The sequence below is a fragment of the Allomuricauda sp. M10 genome (assembly GCF_020782875.1).
GTDB lineage: Bacteria > Bacteroidota > Bacteroidia > Flavobacteriales > Flavobacteriaceae > Flagellimonas.
The window spans coordinates 337,219-356,113 of the sequence record NZ_JAJGBN010000001.1 but is presented as its reverse complement, the minus strand read 5'-3'; the positions used below and the strand labels follow the sequence as shown (position 1 = coordinate 356,113).

General features: G+C 42.2%; 19 protein-coding genes. 7 read left to right on the top strand and 12 right to left on the bottom strand.

Going from position 1 to position 18,895, the window contains the following annotated elements; all coding sequences use genetic code 11:
- Window positions 1–4 precede the first annotated feature (4 nt).
- From LKX84_RS01655 to LKX84_RS01625, 7 genes are all read right to left on the bottom strand, one after another.
- A complete protein-coding gene (locus LKX84_RS01655) occupies window positions 5–1,345 on the bottom strand; it encodes an ABC transporter permease (RefSeq protein WP_228235379.1) in 1,341 nt (446 codons plus the stop codon).
- Window positions 1,335–2,273, bottom strand: coding sequence for an ABC transporter ATP-binding protein (locus LKX84_RS01650; RefSeq protein WP_228235378.1), 939 nt, complete (start codon window positions 2,271–2,273; stop codon window positions 1,335–1,337). The genes LKX84_RS01655 and LKX84_RS01650 overlap by 11 nt, the downstream gene beginning before the upstream one ends.
- 182 nt (window positions 2,274–2,455) lie before the next feature.
- Window positions 2,456–3,571, bottom strand: coding sequence for a molecular chaperone DnaJ (gene dnaJ, locus LKX84_RS01645; protein WP_228235377.1), 1,116 nt, complete (start codon window positions 3,569–3,571; stop codon window positions 2,456–2,458).
- Window positions 3,572–3,577: 6 nt separating this feature from the next.
- Window positions 3,578–4,153, bottom strand: a complete 576-nt coding sequence (locus LKX84_RS01640; RefSeq protein ID WP_228235375.1) for a nucleotide exchange factor GrpE — start codon at window positions 4,151–4,153, stop codon at window positions 3,578–3,580.
- A 134-nt stretch (window positions 4,154–4,287) separates the two neighbouring features.
- Window positions 4,288–5,250: a TIGR01777 family oxidoreductase gene (locus LKX84_RS01635; protein WP_228235373.1), complete on the bottom strand. Its 963-nt coding sequence runs from the start codon at window positions 5,248–5,250 to the stop codon at window positions 4,288–4,290.
- Between the two features lie 136 nt (window positions 5,251–5,386).
- Window positions 5,387–6,049 carry a tRNA (5-methylaminomethyl-2-thiouridine)(34)-methyltransferase MnmD gene (gene mnmD, locus LKX84_RS01630; protein WP_228235371.1) on the bottom strand — a complete coding sequence of 221 codons (663 nt, stop codon included), beginning with the start codon at window positions 6,047–6,049 and terminating at the stop codon, window positions 5,387–5,389.
- A 3-nt stretch (window positions 6,050–6,052) separates the two neighbouring features.
- Entirely contained in the window at window positions 6,053–6,523 is a 471-nt protein-coding gene (locus tag LKX84_RS01625; RefSeq protein WP_228235369.1) for a DUF4920 domain-containing protein, read from the bottom strand.
- A gap of 106 nt (window positions 6,524–6,629) precedes the next feature.
- Between LKX84_RS01625 and LKX84_RS01620 the strand changes: the two genes are divergently transcribed.
- A complete protein-coding gene (locus LKX84_RS01620; protein WP_228235367.1) occupies window positions 6,630–7,697 on the top strand; it encodes a branched-chain amino acid aminotransferase in 1,068 nt (355 codons plus the stop codon).
- 35 nt (window positions 7,698–7,732) lie between these two features.
- Here the strand turns inward: LKX84_RS01620 and LKX84_RS01615 are convergent, their stop codons facing one another.
- The gene (locus LKX84_RS01615) at window positions 7,733–8,119 is read right to left on the bottom strand and encodes a nucleoside triphosphate pyrophosphohydrolase family protein (protein ID WP_228235358.1); all 387 of its coding nucleotides are present in this window, start codon (window positions 8,117–8,119) and stop codon (window positions 7,733–7,735) included.
- Window positions 8,120–8,461: 342 nt separating this feature from the next.
- Between LKX84_RS01615 and LKX84_RS01605 the strand changes: the two genes are divergently transcribed.
- The 5 genes from LKX84_RS01605 (at window position 8,462) to LKX84_RS01585 (ending at window position 12,144) form a co-directional block, all read left to right on the top strand.
- Window positions 8,462–8,641, top strand: a complete 180-nt coding sequence (locus tag LKX84_RS01605; RefSeq protein WP_228235354.1) for a hypothetical protein — start codon at window positions 8,462–8,464, stop codon at window positions 8,639–8,641.
- 16 nt (window positions 8,642–8,657) lie between these two features.
- Window positions 8,658–9,032: a fluoride efflux transporter CrcB gene (gene crcB, locus LKX84_RS01600; RefSeq protein WP_228235352.1), complete on the top strand. Its 375-nt coding sequence runs from the start codon at window positions 8,658–8,660 to the stop codon at window positions 9,030–9,032.
- Window positions 9,033–9,301: 269 nt separating this feature from the next.
- Window positions 9,302–9,640 carry a P-II family nitrogen regulator gene (locus LKX84_RS01595; protein ID WP_119640875.1) on the top strand — a complete coding sequence of 113 codons (339 nt, stop codon included), beginning with the start codon at window positions 9,302–9,304 and terminating at the stop codon, window positions 9,638–9,640.
- Window positions 9,641–9,674: 34 nt separating this feature from the next.
- The gene (locus tag LKX84_RS01590; RefSeq protein ID WP_228235350.1) at window positions 9,675–10,958 is read left to right on the top strand and encodes an ammonium transporter; all 1,284 of its coding nucleotides are present in this window, start codon (window positions 9,675–9,677) and stop codon (window positions 10,956–10,958) included.
- 127 nt (window positions 10,959–11,085) lie between these two features.
- A complete protein-coding gene (locus LKX84_RS01585) occupies window positions 11,086–12,144 on the top strand; it encodes a porin (RefSeq protein ID WP_228235348.1) in 1,059 nt (352 codons plus the stop codon).
- 54 nt (window positions 12,145–12,198) lie between these two features.
- On the opposite strand, the gene LKX84_RS01580 is transcribed toward LKX84_RS01585, so the two are convergent.
- From LKX84_RS01580 to LKX84_RS01570, 3 genes are read right to left on the bottom strand one after another with little or no spacing between them, the layout of a single operon-like run.
- Entirely contained in the window at window positions 12,199–12,834 is a 636-nt protein-coding gene (locus tag LKX84_RS01580) for a DUF1684 domain-containing protein (protein ID WP_228235346.1), read from the bottom strand.
- A 32-nt stretch (window positions 12,835–12,866) separates the two neighbouring features.
- Window positions 12,867–14,282: an alpha/beta hydrolase gene (locus LKX84_RS01575; protein ID WP_228235345.1), complete on the bottom strand. Its 1,416-nt coding sequence runs from the start codon at window positions 14,280–14,282 to the stop codon at window positions 12,867–12,869.
- A gap of 59 nt (window positions 14,283–14,341) precedes the next feature.
- The gene (locus LKX84_RS01570; RefSeq protein WP_163635777.1) at window positions 14,342–14,794 is read right to left on the bottom strand and encodes an Lrp/AsnC family transcriptional regulator; all 453 of its coding nucleotides are present in this window, start codon (window positions 14,792–14,794) and stop codon (window positions 14,342–14,344) included.
- Window positions 14,795–14,917: 123 nt separating this feature from the next.
- Here LKX84_RS01570 and LKX84_RS01565 point away from each other — a divergent pair, with 123 nt between their 5' ends.
- Window positions 14,918–15,310 carry a hypothetical protein gene (locus LKX84_RS01565; protein WP_228235344.1) on the top strand — a complete coding sequence of 131 codons (393 nt, stop codon included), beginning with the start codon at window positions 14,918–14,920 and terminating at the stop codon, window positions 15,308–15,310.
- Window positions 15,311–15,326: 16 nt separating this feature from the next.
- On the opposite strand, the gene LKX84_RS01560 is transcribed toward LKX84_RS01565, so the two are convergent.
- Window positions 15,327–18,776 carry a methylmalonyl-CoA mutase family protein gene (locus tag LKX84_RS01560; protein WP_228235343.1) on the bottom strand — a complete coding sequence of 1,150 codons (3,450 nt, stop codon included), beginning with the start codon at window positions 18,774–18,776 and terminating at the stop codon, window positions 15,327–15,329.
- Window positions 18,777–18,895: the final 119 nt, after the last annotated feature.

Below are 18,895 nucleotides of genomic sequence, written 5' to 3'. Positions count from 1 at the left end.
TGCGCTAATATCTCAACCATTTCACCAATTCCTTGTAAGTAGGTTTTTTACCATACATTAAAATACCGACCCTATAGATTTTGGCAGCCAACGAAACAATCCCTAAAAAGGTAATGATCAAAAGGAAAATGGACAACAAAAATTGCCACAAAGGCACTCCTCCTTCGCCTATTCCTCCCGGTAATCGCATTAACATAACAATAGGCGATGTAAGTGGAAAAAGTGAAAAACCAACGGCAATGGGTCCATGCGGGTTACTGAACACAGAAAAGAATCCTACATAAATGGCCAACATCAAGGGCAAAATGATAGGGAAAATAAATTGTTGTGTGTCCGTTTCATTGTCCACTGCCGCACCTATGGCCGCATAAATGGAGCTGTAAATCAGATAGCCCAATACAAAATAGATAAAGAACGAGATGATCAATATTCCCCATGGAATATCAAAAATCTCCTTGGTGTACATCATCATTTCACTATCCATTGGAGCTAATTGCGACATGCCTCCCATTGGGCCGGCAGGTATATTGGAATCTCCGGACAAGGCACTGAGATCAATCCCCAATACCATCACCACCAGTGACAGTAGTACCGACGCGGAAATGATCCAAATGGTGAATTGGGTCAACCCTGCAAGGGAATTACCCACAATCTTACCCAACATCAACTGGAAGGGCTTTACTGAGGAGATGATGACTTCAATAATCCTGCTGGTTTTTTCCTCTATAACACTACGCATTACAAACCCACCATAAATGATGATAAACATCATAATGGCATATCCGAATCCACCACCAATAAAAGCCTTGATCTCATTGATTCCCTTGATACTTCGTTCTCCATCAAAAGTGGCCAGATTGATTTCGAATGGGGCTTCCACATTGGAAAACTGATCGGAAGACACCCCAAGTTTTTTTAGCCGGTCTTGGCGCAATTGTCTCTGGAAAATGGATTCCAACTTTTGGGTAACCCCAGAATTAGGATTGTCCTTGGTGAACAAATATGTAGCGCGGGCCACTTCTTCCACAGTATCGCCTTCAGGAATATGCAACAACCCATAATATTCCAATGCATTGGTGGAATCCTTGGCCTGCTCAAGGGTAAGGTTGTCCAATTGCACAAAGGACAAACTCTTGGTCGGTTTAAATTCCTCTTGAAAAAAGGAACTCTCGTTCAAAACAGAGATGACCCGGGTCTCGTTGTCATTGATCTTTGCCAAATAGGCGATCAACACGATCATACCCACGATCAACAGCGGGCTCAATATGGTCATTACAATAAAAGAACGGTTCCTGACCTTGGCCAAATACTCCCGTTTTATAATCAATCCGAGCTTACTTGCCATTTTCCTTATTGTTTACAGTTTGAATAAAAATGTCGTTGGCCGAAGGAATGGTTTCATCAAAACGGTAGAGGTTACCAATCGTGGACAATTCCCTTAAAATTTCACCCGTATGGGATGAAGGCAACTGAACTTTAAAGTCCAAATGACCTTCTTGCTTTTGCAGGTTGGATGAAAGGATATTGAATTTTTCTGCCAAGGAATGCATCAGGGCCTCGCCATTTGCTTCCACTTGAAGGCCAACATCAAAAATGTTGTTCTTGTAGGCGTTTTTAATATCCGCCAATTTCCCGTCCAAAATCTTTTCTGATTTATGGATCAAGGCGATGTATTCACACAATTCTTCCACGGATTCCATGCGGTGCGTGGAAAAAATAATGGAAGTTCCCTGTTCCTTCAATTTAAGGATCTCATCTTTTATGATATTGGCATTGATGGGATCAAAACCACTGAAAGGTTCATCAAAGATCAACAGTTTGGGTTCATGGAGTACCGTAACAATGAACTGAATCTTTTGCGCCATTCCTTTGGAAAGCTCTTGTATCTTCTTGTTCCACCAATCGCCAATATTCAATCGTTCAAACCAAAACTTAAGTCGTTCCTTGGCATCGTGTTTGGACAATCCTTTAAGCTGGGCAAGATAAAGGGCTTGTTCCCCTACCTTCATACTTTTGTACAATCCCCTTTCCTCGGGCAAATAACCGATTAGGGCAATGTGCTTTGGAGACAAATGTTCCCCATTGAAAAAAATCTCCCCAGTATCTTGGTGTGTGATCTGGTTGATGATGCGTATAAAAGAGGTCTTCCCCGCCCCATTAGGGCCTAAAAGTCCATAAATACAATTTTTAGGAATCTCAAGAGATATGTTGCTCAACGCTGTATAGTTTCCATAGGTTTTGGAAACATTTTTGGCAACAAGGATATGATCCATGCAAACAATTTTTTCAAAGATATGTAATTGCCCAATACCTGATATCCCTTAAAAACAAAAACCCACCCTTAAAAAATTCAAGGATGGGAAAAAAATTGCTATGAAAAAGAAAATTAGATATCGGTCACCCAACATCAGTTTCAAATATACGTTTTTTATTTAAACAGAACGTTTTTTTATGCCTAAGAGAACATATCTTTCACTTTTTCAAAGAAAGATTTATCGGATTTTTCCGGTTTTGGTGTAAAATTCTCATCATTTTGCATGCGTTCAAAAAACTCTTTCTGCTCTTTGTTCACTTCTTTTGGTGTCCATACGTTCACATGAACCAAAAGGTCCCCGCTACCGTATCCGTTCAAGCTCGTTATACCCTTACCCCTCAATCTCAATATTTTACCGGATTGGATTCCAGCCTCGAGTTTAATGCGCACTTTTCCTCCAATGGCATCAATTTCTTTGGAACTGCCTAACACAGCCTCTGAAAAGCTAATGTAAAGATCATAATGCAGGTTGTCCCCTTCCCTTTTCAAGGTTTCGTGCTCTACGGTCTCAATGGCCACCAATAAATCTCCAGGAACCCCATTTCCAGGAGCGGAATTTCCTTTTCCGGCCACTTTTAGTTGCATTCCATCCTCCACCCCTGGCGGAATTTTGATGGAAACCGTCTCCTCTTCCATAATAAGTCCTTGCGCATCGGCACCAGCAGGTCTTTTATCAATGGTCTGCCCAGAACCGCCACAGGTACTGCAGGCGGTAGCGGTCTGCATTCGCCCTAAAATGGTATTGGTGATCTTGGTAATCTGTCCGGTTCCGTTACAGGTGGGGCAGGTTTTATAGGTGACCCCATTTGCCTGTACCTTTCTACGGACCTTTACTTTCTTTTCGACCCCGTGGGCCACTTCCTCCAGATTCAGTTTTACACGGATGCGAAGGTTGCTCCCCTTCACTCTGCGTTGTCCACCTCCAAAGCCACCGAATCCACTAAATCCGCCGCCAAAGGCACCACCGAAAATATCCCCAAACTGGCTGAAGATATCATCCATGTTCATACCTCCACCGCCAAAGCCACCACTTCCATCGAAAGCGGCATGACCAAACTGGTCATATTTGGCCCGTTTGTCCGGATCACCAAGTACTTCGTATGCTTCTGCAGCCTTTTTGAACATGTCCTCGGCTTTGGCATCTCCTGGATTTTTGTCAGGATGGTACTCAATGGCCTTCTTTCGATAGGCTTTTTTTATCTCCGCTGCGGATGCTCCTTTGGAGACTCCCAATATTTCGTAAAAATCCTCCTTCATATAGTACTAGTTACCTACCACAACTTTTGGGTGTCTAATGATTCTATCTCCAAGCTTGAAGCCCTTTTCCACCACATCGATGATCTTGCCTTTTAGCTTTTTATCGGGGGCCGGAATTTGGGTGATGGCATCGTGCACATCGGCATCAAAGGCATCACCTGGTTTTGCCTCAACTTCTTCCAGACCTTTATTTTTTAGGGTCTCCTTGAATTTATTGCTGATGAGCTCTACCCCTGTGAACATTTCCTTATCCTCGGATTTGGCAAGTTCTTTCAGGGCACGGTCAAAATCGTCCATAACCGGCAATAGGGCCACCATGACTTCTTGTCCTGCCGTTTTGAACAGGTCCATACGTTCCTTTGAGGTTCTTTTCTTGAAATTCTCAAATTCGGCAAAAAGTCTTAGGAATTTATCCTTTTCCTGGGCCAAATCTTTCCGCAATTGATCCTCTACAGAAACGGTTTCTTCCTGTCCATCATTTTGGTCCATACCCCTATTTTCTTCGTTCAGCTCAGTACTATCGGTCGTTTGGCCATTGTTTAGCTCGTCTTCCATTTCCTCAACCTTACTGTTATTGCTCATTTTATGATTGTTTTGTTTCCGATTTGAAATGGCAAAAGTACTGCCAATTGTCCAAAAATGTCAAAATGTCACCACAAATCACAAAAAAATCCGCCTAGGCGGATTGTTAATCGTATCGTATTGAACCTTTTAAATCAGACGAGCTCATTTTTAGCGGCCTCCAATGGGGAGGTCTCCTCCTTCCTTTCACCAGAGAACAAATCCGTCAGAGCTGTACAAATATTGGTATACTGAAAGGTAAATCCCTTCTTTTCAATCTTTTTGCTGCTTACCCTTTGACTGGCCAACACCAAGGTCGACATTTTGCCCAATACTGCTCTCAATGCAAATTTGGGCACATGAGGCATCCACAAAGGACGTTCCAAAATTCGAGCCACTTCCTTGGTCATTTTGGTATTGGTCACTGGGTTGGGCGCTACCCCATTGTAAACTCCTTTCAGGTTATTTTCTACAATAAAGACGAAAAGTTGCGCTAAATCTTCAATGTGGATCCAAGATTGCCATTGGTCACCACTACCTAGCGGTGCACCTATAAAATTTTTGATGGGCATGGACAGCTTGGGCAATGCACCACCTTCCGTGGATAAAACGACCCCAATACGGACTTTGGCCACATTGATGTCAAGCTCTTTGAACGTATCAGCCTCGGCTTCCCATTTTTTGACCACTTTTCCCAAAAATCCGTTATCCAAGTTTTGCTCATCCTCTTCATAATAATGGGAAAGGGAATCTGGGTAAACACCAATGGCCGATGCGGAAACCAAACATTCCACATCATTATCGACTGCTTGTTGCAATCCTTTTTTTAGGGTCTTTAAACTTTTTACCCTACTGGAGATTACCTTTTTCTTGTGGATAGGAGTCCATCTTTTGGCAATAGTGGTACCTGCCAAGTTAATGATGGCCTGTACATTTTCAAAACAGTCCACATCTATTTCACCTTTGGATGGATTCCAATAAAAACCTTGAAAATCTTCCGATTTGGTGATTTTATCTTTGCTTGTTGTTAAATAGTTCACGGGAATGCCTTTGGAATGTAAGACATTGGTGATTACTTGGCCCACCAGACCCGTTGCCCCTGTTATCAACACCCTCATACTATCATTTTGAGATAAATTTAATGGTTTAAATGGCTGTTTATGAGACGTTAATTTAGGTTTAACACTATTGTTCAAACTTTAAAACTTTTTAAGAGAATATTGGACTCAAGCTTTAACAGTATGTTAGCAAGCCTTAGTTTTTGGTGGCTCGTAGCATCTCCCTTTTGCCTGGAGGGCCAGGCAACCGTTCAACAGTAAACCCAACTGCCTGCATGGCCCTGCGTACACTGCCCTTGGCTGCGTAAGTAACCAAAATTCCTCTCTTTGCCATAGCATCATGCATGATCTGGAAGATATCCTCCGTCCACAGGTCGGGTTGTACCCTTGCACCAAAAGCATCAAAATAAATCAAGTTGAACAGATTCTGTTCCTTTATTTCCCTAAAATCTTTCTTTTGTTTGAGCAGATGGAAAGAATCGGTTACGGGAACAACTTCTTCCCAATTGGATTGATGCATCAACTGGAACAGTTTTTCCGAACTTGTTGCATTTAATTGATGACAATAATCCAAATGTTCCACTTCTTCCATGGTAACGGGATAGGCTTCCACCCCAACATAACGGATTTTAAGATGTTGCTTTGGAGCTTCCAATAACGTGATGAGGGCATTGAGACCTGTTCCTAATCCGATTTCCAGAATATGAATCTCATCATTTTGGAACAGTCGCAGGCCGTGTTCAATAAAAACATGATACGCTTCTTGAATGGCACCGTGCTTGGAATGATACTGTTCGTCCCAGTCTTCAATTTGGATGGTTTTGGATCCATCCCCGGTAACAATGATCTTTCTTTTCAAGATTTATTTGGCAATCAATACGCCATCAGCTTCAAACCGAAGTGTCTTTTTGGGAGCGGCGATCAAAGCAATCTCATCTTCTGACGCACCTTCGTCCTCGGCAAAATGTTTTTGATCATCCACGGACATTTCCTCAAAAAAAGCGGCACCGTTCATCACTACAGTTTTGCCTGCAGCATCCTTGGGAACAAAGAATCCATAGTCTTTAAAACGAACAAAAACCTCATTGTCGGAATCCAACTTTACCTTCATCCAACAACCTTTGGCCTGACACACTTCGGTGATTTCCCCAATCATCTGGGTCTGAAGGGAATCCTTTGCCTCGATACCCTCATAAGGAGCGGAAGTTTTGACGGCTTTGCCCGAAACTTCGAATTCCTGACCGAAATAATCACCTTTAATGGTCTTCTGCTTGCATGAGGAAACTCCCAAAATCAGTAATAATACAATAGAGATAGTGTTAAAAACCTTCATTTTTGACAAGTTTTAAAAGTTTGTAGATCAAGTATGACATTTAGATTTGTATACTGTTCAAAACTAACAATAAATAGCTAATTTTAACATTGCAAATGTAAGTGATATGGAAACAATGGTTAACAACATAGCTATAGAGAAAGCTAAGACCTCCAAAATCCACGAGGTGGATTTTGATAATTTGTCCTTTGGAAGCGTTTATACCGACCACATGCTGGTCTGCGATTATAAAAATGGTGAATGGGAAGCTCCAAAGATTGTTCCCTATCAGCCCATTACCCTGGATCCTTCGGCCAAGATCTTTCATTACGGACAATCCATTTTTGAAGGCATGAAAGCCTACAAGGATGAGGATGGCAAGGTATTTTTGTTCCGTCCTTTGGAAAATTTCAAGCGTCTGAACAAGTCAGCGGAACGGTTGGCCATTCCACAATTGCCAGAATCCTTTTTTATGGATGGCCTACATGCACTGATCCAATTGGAAAGTGATTGGATCCCAACCAATGCAGGCAGTTCCTTATATATTAGGCCGTTTATTTTTGCGTCAGGGAACGGTTTCCATGCCTCCCCGGCCAACGAATATAAATTTATCATCGCCTGTGCGCCCTCTGGTTCCTATTTTTCAGGAAAAGTGAAAGTGTTGATAGAAGAAACCTATTCCCGTGCTGCCAATGGCGGTGTAGGATATGCCAAAGCAGGTGGAAACTATGCCGGTCAGTTCTACCCTACTAAATTGGCTGCGGACAAAGGATACCAGCAAGTGATCTGGACAGACGACAATGCACACGAATACATTGAAGAGGCTGGCGCCATGAATGTTTTTGTGCGTATTAACGATACCTTGATGACCGCCCCGACCAATGATCGCATCCTGGACGGTATTACCCGAAAAAGCATTTTGGACATTGCCAAGGATGAAGGCATTAAAACTGAAGTGAGAAAGATTTCCGTTCATGAATTGGTGGAAGCTGCCAAAAATGGCTCTCTAAAGGAGATGTTCGGAGCCGGTACCGCAGCAGTGGTATCACCCATCTCTGGTTTTGGGTATCACGGTGAAGATTACACCCTTCCGGAACTGACCAACAGCTATGCATCCATGTTGAAAAAACGGATAACCGATATACAATACAACCGGGCCGAAGACAAATTCGGATGGCGATATCCCGTTCAATAATAAAATAAAAAAGCACCTTTAAAAGGTGCTTTTTTTTATTTGTCCATAATGGCTTGAATGTCCGGTTTAAAATAGTTGGGACCTTTCAACACCTTGCCGTCTTCCCGATAGATAGGTTTACCATCGGCACCCAGTTTGCTCATATTGCTTCTTTGGATTTCCTCAAAGACTTCTTCAATTTTATACTGCATTCCATGTTCCAGAATGGTTCCACAAAGAATGTATAACATATCGCCCAAGGCATCGGCCACTTCTGCCATATCCCCATTATTGGCAGCTTCCAGGTACTCTTTGTTCTCCTCGTCCATCAAATTGAACCTCAACATATTTTTCTCTCTTCCTAGATTTGCCACCGGCTCATGCAACACCCCAAGTCCGAAGGAATTGTGAAAAAGTTCCACTGCCTTTATTTTACTTTCCATTGCTCTCGATTTGATTTAGATTTGCATAAAAGTAAAAAATATGTTCAGCACGGGACAGCTAATTTTCGCCATTCTTTTTTTTGTGGCATTTGTAGTAATCGTCACCCTATCCTATAAAAAGGACAAAAAGCTTCATCGAAAAAATTACAAAGGCGTTATCTGGATCCTTGTTTCCTTTATAACTTTTATAATAATCCTATTCCTTATCAAATACTTTCTTAAAAATTAACACCTGTATTGAGTTTACCACAAAAATGCTCATTTACACAACATTAAAATGGGTTTGATTCGTATACTATAGGAAAAGACGTACTTTTGTTTAACATTAATTTGGCAGAAAAAATGACGTTATTCCTTAGCATCCTTTTCATTTTGCTCGCTATTAATGCAATACTGTTGATCTTTAGTGTCAACGGGGCAGGCGAAAGATTAAGAAAACCGATTCAAAGAATTTCGGAGACCTCATTACCAAGACTCTTCCCCCGAGAGGCATCCGAAACCGAATACAAGGAAGCGGTATAGTTTGTACCTTTAGGGCATGAAACAGGCCTTTCTTGTTTTTTTGGGTGGGGGATTTGGCAGCGTATTGCGCTACCTGATTTCCAAACCCCTAAATCCTTTACTCCAAAATTTTTTCCTGGGCACCTTTCTTGTCAATATTTTAGGCTGTTTGCTCATTGGACTTGTTTTAGGACTGTCCGCAAGGGGAAATATTCTTACCTATAATAGTACTCTGTTCTTCGCCACAGGTTTTTGTGGCGGATTCACCACTTTCTCCGCCTTCGCATTCGAAAAACACTCCCTATTACGGAACGGCGACCTACTCAATCTGGGCATTTATATGGTCGCCAGTATCTGTTTTGGTGTTCTTGCCGTAGTGTTGGGCCTTTGGTTGGCCAAACAACTAGGCTAGTTACAAATTACATTTTTATAGTTAATTTTTGTTAAAACTTGAACATTAATACCCCTATTATTGGTGTTTAATGACAAAAATTAATTTCCAAAGGGCGAATGTTAAAAAAAAATCAACAAATAAATAACAAAAGTTTATTTAAAATTAGATACCCCTAAAATATTAGGGGTATTTTTTTTATACCCATAAAAATCAACGGATAACCCTCCCTTTTTTAATAGTCTTATGTGAATTACTATATATTTGAGACATCAATTAACTACTTAATTATGAAAAAAGTCGAGGCAATTATTAGAAAATCGAAGTTTGATGAAGTGAAAAAAGCACTGCATCAGATCGAGGTCAATTTCTTTAGTTACTGGGATGTAACGGGAGTTGGCAATGAAAAACAAGGACATGTGTATCGTGGCATTTCTTACAGCACCAGCGATATACAGAGGAGGTATTTGGTTATCGTGGTATCCGATGACTTTCTGGAAAGAACCGTTAACGTTTTATTGGACACTGCAAGCACCGGCAACGTGGGAGATGGAAAAATCTTCGTTTCCGACATGATCGAGGCCTACAGGATCCGAACCAAAGAAAGCGGTAGCGCCGGAATCAATTAAAAGTATAACCAAAAACAACTCAAAAAATTAGATTATGATTCTACAAGAACAAGAAGCGATAGATAAAGCTGTAGAAGCCATCACCGGCGACATGGGCGCCCTATGGATCACCATTGCAGCTGTTTTAGTGTTTTTTATGCAGGCAGGTTTTACCTTAGTAGAGGTAGGCTTTACCCGCAGCAAGAACTCAGGTAACATTATAATGAAGAACTTTATGGACCTTGCCATTGGCTCGGTCATGTTCTGGGCCGTAGGTTATGCCTTTATGTATGGTAGTGATCTTGTGGCAGGAGGATTTTTTAGGACCAGTCCATCTGATCAAGGATATTTCATGTTCAGTGCCACGGATTGGTATAACTTATTCTTCCAAACCGTATTCTGTGCAACCGCTGCCACGATTGTATCAGGTGCCATAGCTGGAAGGACCAAGTTTTCCACCTACCTTATTTTCTCTGCTGTGATGACCACATTGATCTACCCTATTTCCGGTAGCTGGTACTGGCCATTTGATGATGATGCTTGGTTGAACACAGCTGGATTCATTGATTTTGCCGGTTCATCCGTTGTACACGCCGTGGGTGGTGGTGCCGCTTTGGTAGCCGCAATCATGGTTGGTCCACGTATCGGAAAATACGTAGATGGAAAAGCGCAGGCCATTCCAGGTCACAACATGATGTACGGTGCCCTAGGGGTATTGATCCTTTGGTTGGGATGGTTCGGATTTAACGGAGGTTCCCAGTTGGCCTGGGGTGGTGACGATACCATTGCTGCTACCAGCGTGATCATCAACACCAACTTGGCTGCTGCCATGGGTGCCATCGCCGCATTGCTTTTAACTTGGATCCGTTACGGAAAAGCTGATATCTCCATGACCCTGAACGGTGCATTGGCCGGATTGGTGGGTATTACCGCTGGTTGTGGTGCCGTTAGCGCCGTAGGAAGTCTTGCTATTGGCCTCATTTGTGGATTGGCCGTGGTATTCTCCATTGAGATTATCGACAAAAAGTTCAAAATCGATGACCCGGTTGGTGCTATTTCCGTACACGGGGTTTGTGGATTCCTAGGAACCGTTTTGATCGGATTGTTCGCTTTGGATGGTGGTTTGCTATACGGAGGAAGTGCCAAACTTCTTTGGGTTCAGACTTACGGATCTTTGTCTTATATCGCCTGGGCAGCCCTTGGCACTTTTGTGATCCTTTTCATCTTGAAGAAAACTATCGGTCTTCGCGTATCAGAACAAGAAGAAATCGAAGGTCTCGATATTCACGAGCACGGTGTGGAAGCTTATCCAGAGCATATTTCCTCACAGAACAAATAAAAACTCACAACATCAAGAAAAGAAAACGGAGCGTTCTGCCAAACGCTCCGTTGATAACCTTTTCAATCAAAAACTCACAATTTAAACAACAATTTGTCCCAATGGGACAACTCAAAATGATTATGATATGAAAGCGATTATAAATACAAATTTCGTAAAAAATTTGGCCTTTGCCATACTTTCTCTGGTATCAATTTCTGCTTTTGCACAAGAAGAAGAGGAAGAAAAACCAAAATTCAGCTTCAGCGGTTCGGTAGATGCCTATTACAGAGCCAACATGACCGCTCCAAATGACGAGGATGCCATTGCTCCAGGTTCCTCTTTTGCCAACTTGCCAGGATTTTCCTTGGGCATGGCCAACCTGGTTGCCGCTTATGAAGGTGAAAAAGTAGGTTTTGTGGCCGATTTGGTATTTGGCCCACGTGGTACGGATGCCGTTTTTGCTTCTCCCATGTATTCTGCAACCGGTGACATTGTGAACCAATTGTATGTATACTGGAATGTTAGTGACAAGGTAACCCTTACCTTTGGTAACTTCAACACTTTCTTGGGATACGAAGTGATTTCTCCTGTAGCCAACTTTAACTACAGTACTTCTTACCTATTCTCTTATGGACCTTTTAGCCATACCGGTTTGAAAGCTGATTTTGATCTTGGTAGCGATTGGTCAGCCATGTTGGCCGTGATGAACCCAACCGACCTTACCGAGTTCAACCCAACCGGGGATTATGCCGTTGGTGCCCAATTGGGATATTCCGGTCAGTTCTTGAACTTTGTTTACAGCCAAAGCAGCTATGAAATCGACTTCACCGGTGGATTCGATCTTTCCGAGGATTTCTACTTGGGATTGAACGCGGCCCACTTCTCTATTGAAGACAATGGTGGTTCTTTCACAGGTGTAGCCCTTTATCCACAATATGCGGTATCCGAAACCTTCAGCCTAGGGCTACGGGGTGAATATTTCATGGAAACAGACGAATTCGGTGCCATTGGTGATGTATTTGACGCTGATGGAGATGCAAGTGTTCTAGCTTTGACCCTTACTGGTAGTGCAACCATCGGGAATTTAATCTTAAAGCCCGAAATCAGATTGGATAGTGCATCGGAAGATACCTTTATCGACAATGATTTGGCTCCAACCAAAAGCTTGGCTTCTGTACTATTCGCAGCCATCTATTCTTTCTAGAAACAAAGCATATGTAAAAACTAAAGAGCCTTATTCCGTTGGTCTAAGGCTTTTTTAGTCTTTATGAAAGTCTTTAACTCCTGCTCTCACCTTAGTTCTCAAATAGTTTTGCCTTGGCACTAGAGGGCAGGAGTACTTTTTATTATAGGTACAATAAGGATTATAAGCCTTATTGAAATCGATCACCAACGTATCCCCATCAGGAATGGACAAATCGATGTAACGACCCCCGCCATATGTTTCTTCCCCATTGGTGGCATCATTAAAAGGTAAAAACAAATAATCTTTGTACTGTTCCTGTTGGATCAAGTCCAGACTTTGATAAATTTCCAATTGGCGTTCTTCGCCGTTTAAGGTAAAATGGGCAATACCATATAAAACCTCATGGGTTTTCCTATCCGTCGTGGTGGGCATAAAAAAAGGTTCAGCATCTGGGGTGCGCACCAACTTTGCCTTTACCACATAGGTAGTGTCGGGTTCAAAATAGTCCAACCCCTCAAAATCCTTTTTATATTTATCCGGTAGCGGGGATTCCTCTGGATCTTTAAAACTGGCATCCAATTCTTCCTGAAACTTTAAAATATCGGCGATTAGGGCAGATTTTGGTGTTTCGGTGGATTCTTCATGATATCTTTTTCCCTGTCCGCAAGAGAATAGGAACAAAAGGCAAAACAGACTTACATATTTCATCTGAAGGATTTTACGCAAAGGTAAGCGGAAAATCAATTTTCATCGATTTCATATAGAGCATCCTTCAAATATTTGGATACCAAGTCATTAAACTCAGGGGTAATACGGAATAAGGCCGTACCCTCCAAGTTGTACAGCTTTTCCTTGTCCTTGAACCCTTTTTTAAAGGCTTCTTCCAAATAGAACAACGAAGTACCAAAATCCTCGTTTTTGGCACTCAAGGAAATGGTTTTCAGATAGTACTCAAAATTATCGGGTTCCAAAATGGTCTTCAACATGTACAGAAATGCTAGGGCATCCTCATCGATTACATCGTTGTTTTGTATCAAATCGATGTTATCCTCGGCCAGGGCATTAACAAATCCCAACAACCGATGGCCCATTTCCTTTTCAAAAGGATCCGTTGCATTCTTATATTTTTGAATTTCCCCCATTTGATGGTTCCACCAACCCAAATTATTGAAATTGTGGGTGTACAAATCTTCTTCCATATAATATTGGAAGTCTTCTTTCAACAAGGACTCCTTGAGAAATGCCGAATTTTCATTTCGACTCATAACCCTGAACTGCTTATCCTTTCTCAATTCCTTCTGGACCAATCTAAGGGAATCCAAATTTTTGTGGGCCCCGTAAATGGACATCATTTCGGTCATATACTGTTCCGCCCAAAGTAAATCCCCTATACTTTGAAGATGGTTTACCTTGGCCAAATCTTCCTTGTATGCATTGTTTATATAGCTGGAATCCTTGGGAATCAGGTTACGCCCCATGGCATCCAAGGTGAAAAGTTGCATTCCTTTTTCCAGATATTCAACACCGGGCCAATCCTTAGTTCCATCAAACAGTAACATTTGGTTCGGAAACTTCATCTTATCCAGTAATTTGGTATCGGTCAACATCGATATGTATTCAAAATTATCCTTACTGACCATCCCGATGAAATGAAAAGGACTCTTGATATTCAACAACTCCCTGTTCGCCAGCGACGATCCAATAGAAATGGCTCCTTTTACCCCTGGAATAAAAATAGGCACCAAGGTTGCAAATCGGCCACCTGAAGATTCACCAGCAGCATAGACCCTACCTTTTCTTATCGGTAAAATATTCACCACCTCTTCAATGGTCTTCCCCGTTAAAAGCATGTTGTTGGTCAGCGAAAGTGTATCTAACATCTTTGGGGCGGCCAAAACGTAGCCTTCCTTTTCGGCGGCCAGAACAAACATGGACAATGCCTGTTTTTCCTTTCCATGCACATCAAAAACCATCAGCAAGGGCCATTGGGCATCCGTGTTGAAATTAGTGGGCAAGTAAAGGGAAAATGTGCTTTTTAGGGAGTCATTGACCATCAGGTTCTCAATGATTTCACCCTTTTTTAAAACCATTTTTTGGGCGTAGATGAAAGGTCCTAAAATGGCGAACAGAATGGCGGTAAAATAAATTTTCTTCATAGCAATTGTTGTACAAAAATCTAGCCAAAACCATTTGGCCTTTAATTTTTTGACGAAACCTATTTTGAGACCTTACCCTTTTTAATGGGAGCATGGGCCACAACATTGGATAATACAATGTGGGTCCTACATTCCCCATAAACAATAAGCTCATCAATGAATTTTTCCAGATGCGATTGGTCACGCAATACCACTTCCATTATGATATTCTCGTTACCCGTGATCCTATAACAATTGACCACTTCTTGAAAGGATTTCACCTTGTCCAAAAAGGGTTTAAGTTTCCCCATAAAGGCCCTTAACATGATGATAGCCTTTAATTGATGACCGGCCTCCACGTAACTGATATTGGCCCTGTACCCTTCAATAATTCCAATATCTTCCATCTTCTTTACACGCTCCGCTACCGCAGGGGAAGTAAGTCCTACCTTACGGCCAATATTGGCGAAAGACTCCCTTGCATTGCGCTGCAGGTGCCCAAGGATTTGCCAGTTCAGATCATCTATCTTCATTTGAAAAGAAAATAAGGCGATAAATTTTGCTTTTTAAAGCCAAATGAAATCATTACTTAAAAAACAAAAGTAAGAATTTTTCAATCGTCCGTAATTTTATGGTACAAAATTGCTTTTGAAAAGATGGAGAGAAGTTCTCTAAATACCCTGCTTGTATACCGTAAATCCTTGGCTCTACGCGATTTGAGCGAAGCGGTTGCCTCCTATTTTGCACATAATAGGGAAATGCTGTCTTTTCGTCAAATAGACAGTTTTCGTGACGACATCACCAAATCCTTGGTGACCGATGCCCTTTTGATCACACAGGAAGTGGAACAGGCTGCATTGAGCAACTCCTATTCCGTTCGTATGAGGAGTCTTTCCTTTGTCAACATCATGACCCGTAACATTTTGGCCTACTGCAATGGTCTTGAAAGGGATGGTGTAAAAGAAAAAGAATATTTGAACCTTCTGCGTAGGGAAATCAAAACCTTCCGAATCACTTTTAAAAAGTGGAGAAAGTCACTATCCAACTAACTCCATTCATTTTTCCTTACATATTTCGTCGATACTGACCCCCGACCTGGAACAAAGCTTCGGTAATCTGTCCCAGTGAACAACTTTTGGCCACCTCCATCAGTTTTTCAAAAATATTACCATTGTTGGTGGCCACATCTTGCAATTCTTTCAGTTGTTTGGCTGAACGATCGCTTTCCCTTTCGTGAAGATGTTGCAAAGTCTTGATCTGGTTTTGCTTTTCCTCTTCAGTGGCGCGAATCACTTCGGCAGGCAAAATAGTTGGAGACCCCTTGGAACTCAAAAAGGTATTTACCCCAATAATGGGGTACTCTCCAGAATGTTTCAACGTTTCGTAATGAAGGCTCTCCTCCTGAATCTTTGATCTTTGGTACATGGTTTCCATGGCACCCAACACTCCCCCACGTTCCGTAATCCTGTCGAATTCCATTAAGACAGCTTCCTCGACCAAATCAGTGAGCTCCTCAATGATGAACGATCCCTGTAATGGGTTTTCATTTTTGGCCAATCCCAATTCCTTGTTAATAATCAATTGGATGGCCATGGCCCTGCGCACGGATTCTTCGGTAGGGGTGGTAATGGCTTCATCATAGGCGTTGGTATGTAGGGAATTGCAATTATCATATATGGCGTACAATGCTTGCAATGTGGTACGAATATCATTAAAATCAATTTCTTGGGCATGAAGGCTCCTTCCTGAAGTCTGGATATGGTATTTCAACATCTGGGCCCTTGGATCGGCCCCATATTTTTCTTTGAGTGCTTTGGACCAAATTCTTCTGGCCACTCTTCCGATAACAGCATATTCAGGATCTACCCCATTGGAAAAGAAGAAAGACAGATTGGGACCAAACTTGTTGATGTCCATCCCCCTACTTAAATAATATTCCACATAGGTAAATCCATTGGAAAGCGTAAACGCCAATTGGGTAATGGGGTTGGCCCCAGCCTCGGCAATATGATACCCTGAAATGGAAACCGAATAAAAGTTACGTACGTTGTGGTCAATAAAATATTCCTGAACGTCTCCCATCAATTTAAGGGCAAACTCAGTAGAAAATATGCAAGTGTTCTGCGCTTGATCCTCCTTTAAGATATCCGCTTGTACAGTTCCCCTAACCTGTTCCAAGGTTTCCAATTTGATCCTCTCATATACTTCCTTTGGAAGTACCTGGTCACCGGTAACGCCAAGCAATAGTAATCCCAAACCATTCCCTTCTGGGAGTTGTCCAAAATAAGTAGGGCGTTCGGCATTTTTATACATTTCCTTGATGCGCTGCTCCACATCCTTTTCCAGTCCATTTTCACGGATGTATTTTTCGCAATTCTGGTCAATGGCCGCATTCATAAAAAATGCCAACAACATAGGCGCTGGGCCATTAATGGTCATACTTACCGAAGTCATCGGGTCACTTAGGTCAAATCCAGAATACAATTTCTTCGCATCATCCAAACAACAAATGGAAACCCCTGCGTTCCCGATTTTTCCATAGATATCAGGACGATGATCGGGATCGTTTCCGTACAAAGTTACCGAATCAAAGGCTGTGGAAAGGCGCTTTGCCGGCATATCCATACTCACATAATGGAAACGTCTGTTCGTTCGCTCCGGACCACCTTCTCCCGCAAACATTCGGGTGGGGTCCTCCCCTTCCCGTTTGAAAGGGTATAGCCCTGCCGTGTATGGAAATTCACCAGGAACATTTTCTTGTAAAATCCATTGAAGGTTATCGCCCCAAGCCTTGTATTTGGGCAATACCACTTTCGGAATCAGACTATGGGAAAGGGATTCTGTATGGGTCTTGATCTTCACTTCCTTATCCCTAACCTTGAATTTGTAATATTCAGATTTATAACGACTTATCTTGTCGTTCCATTTTAAAAGGGTATCCCAATGTTGGGGCACCAACTGCATTTTCACCTTATCAAATTCCTTGATCAACAAACCTACCAGTTCCTTAGTTGATTGATTGGAAGTCTGTTTATGGATTTCCATTTCATTCAACCCGGACTTATCCAACAAAAGTGCTTCTGCATTATCGGTTTCCAATCCCAAAGCAGAGGCTAGGGTCAGGAAAATACCGTACAGTTTTTGTGCTATCTCGGATTGTTGCTTGGCTTTAATATCATAAGAACGGTTGTTTTCGGCTATCTCTGAAAGGTATCGGGTTCTGGCTGGTGGGATCACATATATTTTTTCAGCCATTTCCCCAGATACTTCAAAAGTTGAATCCAAAGGAGCGCCTGCTTTTGCCACCAGGGTATCCATCACCTTTTTATACAGGCTGTTCATCCCCGGATCATTGAATTGGGAGGCAATGGTACCAAAAATGGGAAGTTCATCTTCCTTGGCATGCCACAACCCGTGATTTCGGGCGTATTGTTTTTTTACATCACGAAGCGCATCCAAAGCACCACGTTTATCAAACTTGTTGATGGCCACGATATCCGCAAAATCGAGCATGTCAATTTTCTCCAATTGGGTAGCCGCTCCAAATTCGGGAGTCATCACATATAAGGAAACATCACTGTGCTCCAAAATCTCCGTATCGGATTGGCCAATTCCTGAAGTTTCTAAAATAATCAGGTCGAAATGAGCCGCCTTGAGCACTTGTACCGCTTCAGATACATGTTTGGAGAGGGCCAAATTGGATTGACGGGTAGCCAGGGAACGCATATAAACCCTTTCGTTGTTGATTGCATTCATCCGGATGCGATCGCCCAAAAGGGCTCCACCCGTTTTTCTTTTTGAAGGGTCCACTGAAATGATCCCTATATGTTTCTCTGGAAAGTCAATCAAAAATCGGCGCACCAATTCATCCACTAAACTCGATTTACCAGCACCACCAGTACCCGTTATTCCAAGCACCGGAACGTTCCTTTCCTTTTTTTCTATTTCAGGTTGGTATTGCTCAAATGCATCATGTCTATTTTCTGCCAAGGAAATCAGCCTTGCCAGCGTATTCGGATTTCGTTGATCCAACAACGACGCCAAGCTTGTTCCTTTTGGGATAAATAAGTCAGGGACAGCCGAATCGCAACGTTGTACCAAATCATTGATCATCCCCTGTAGCCCCATTTCCCTACCATCATCGGGCGAGTAGATGCGTTCGATACCATAATCCATCAATTCTTTAATTTCTTCAGGAAGGATAACACCACCCCCACCACCAAAAATTTTGATGTGACCAGCACCTCTTTCCTTCAGCAAATCGAACATATACCTAAAGTATTCATTGTGCCCTCCTTGGTAGGAAGTCATGGCAATGGCATTGGCATCTTCCTGAATGGCACAATCCACAACTTCGGCCACACTCCTATCATGCCCCAAGTGAATCACCTCAACCCCAGTAGCTTGTATGATCCTCCTCATGATATTGATGGCCGCATCATGCCCATCGAAGAGCGATGCCGCGGTCACAATCCTAATCTTGTTCTTGGGTTTGTAGGGCGTTGTTTGTTCCATCTGCAATAAAAGGTCTGAATTTGCCCTGCAATTTACAGAAAATGCAAATCAAAATGTATTTTGATTAGGATTTTACAAAAACCGCTGAAGGTTTAGGCTTCACTTTCTGAAACCTATAA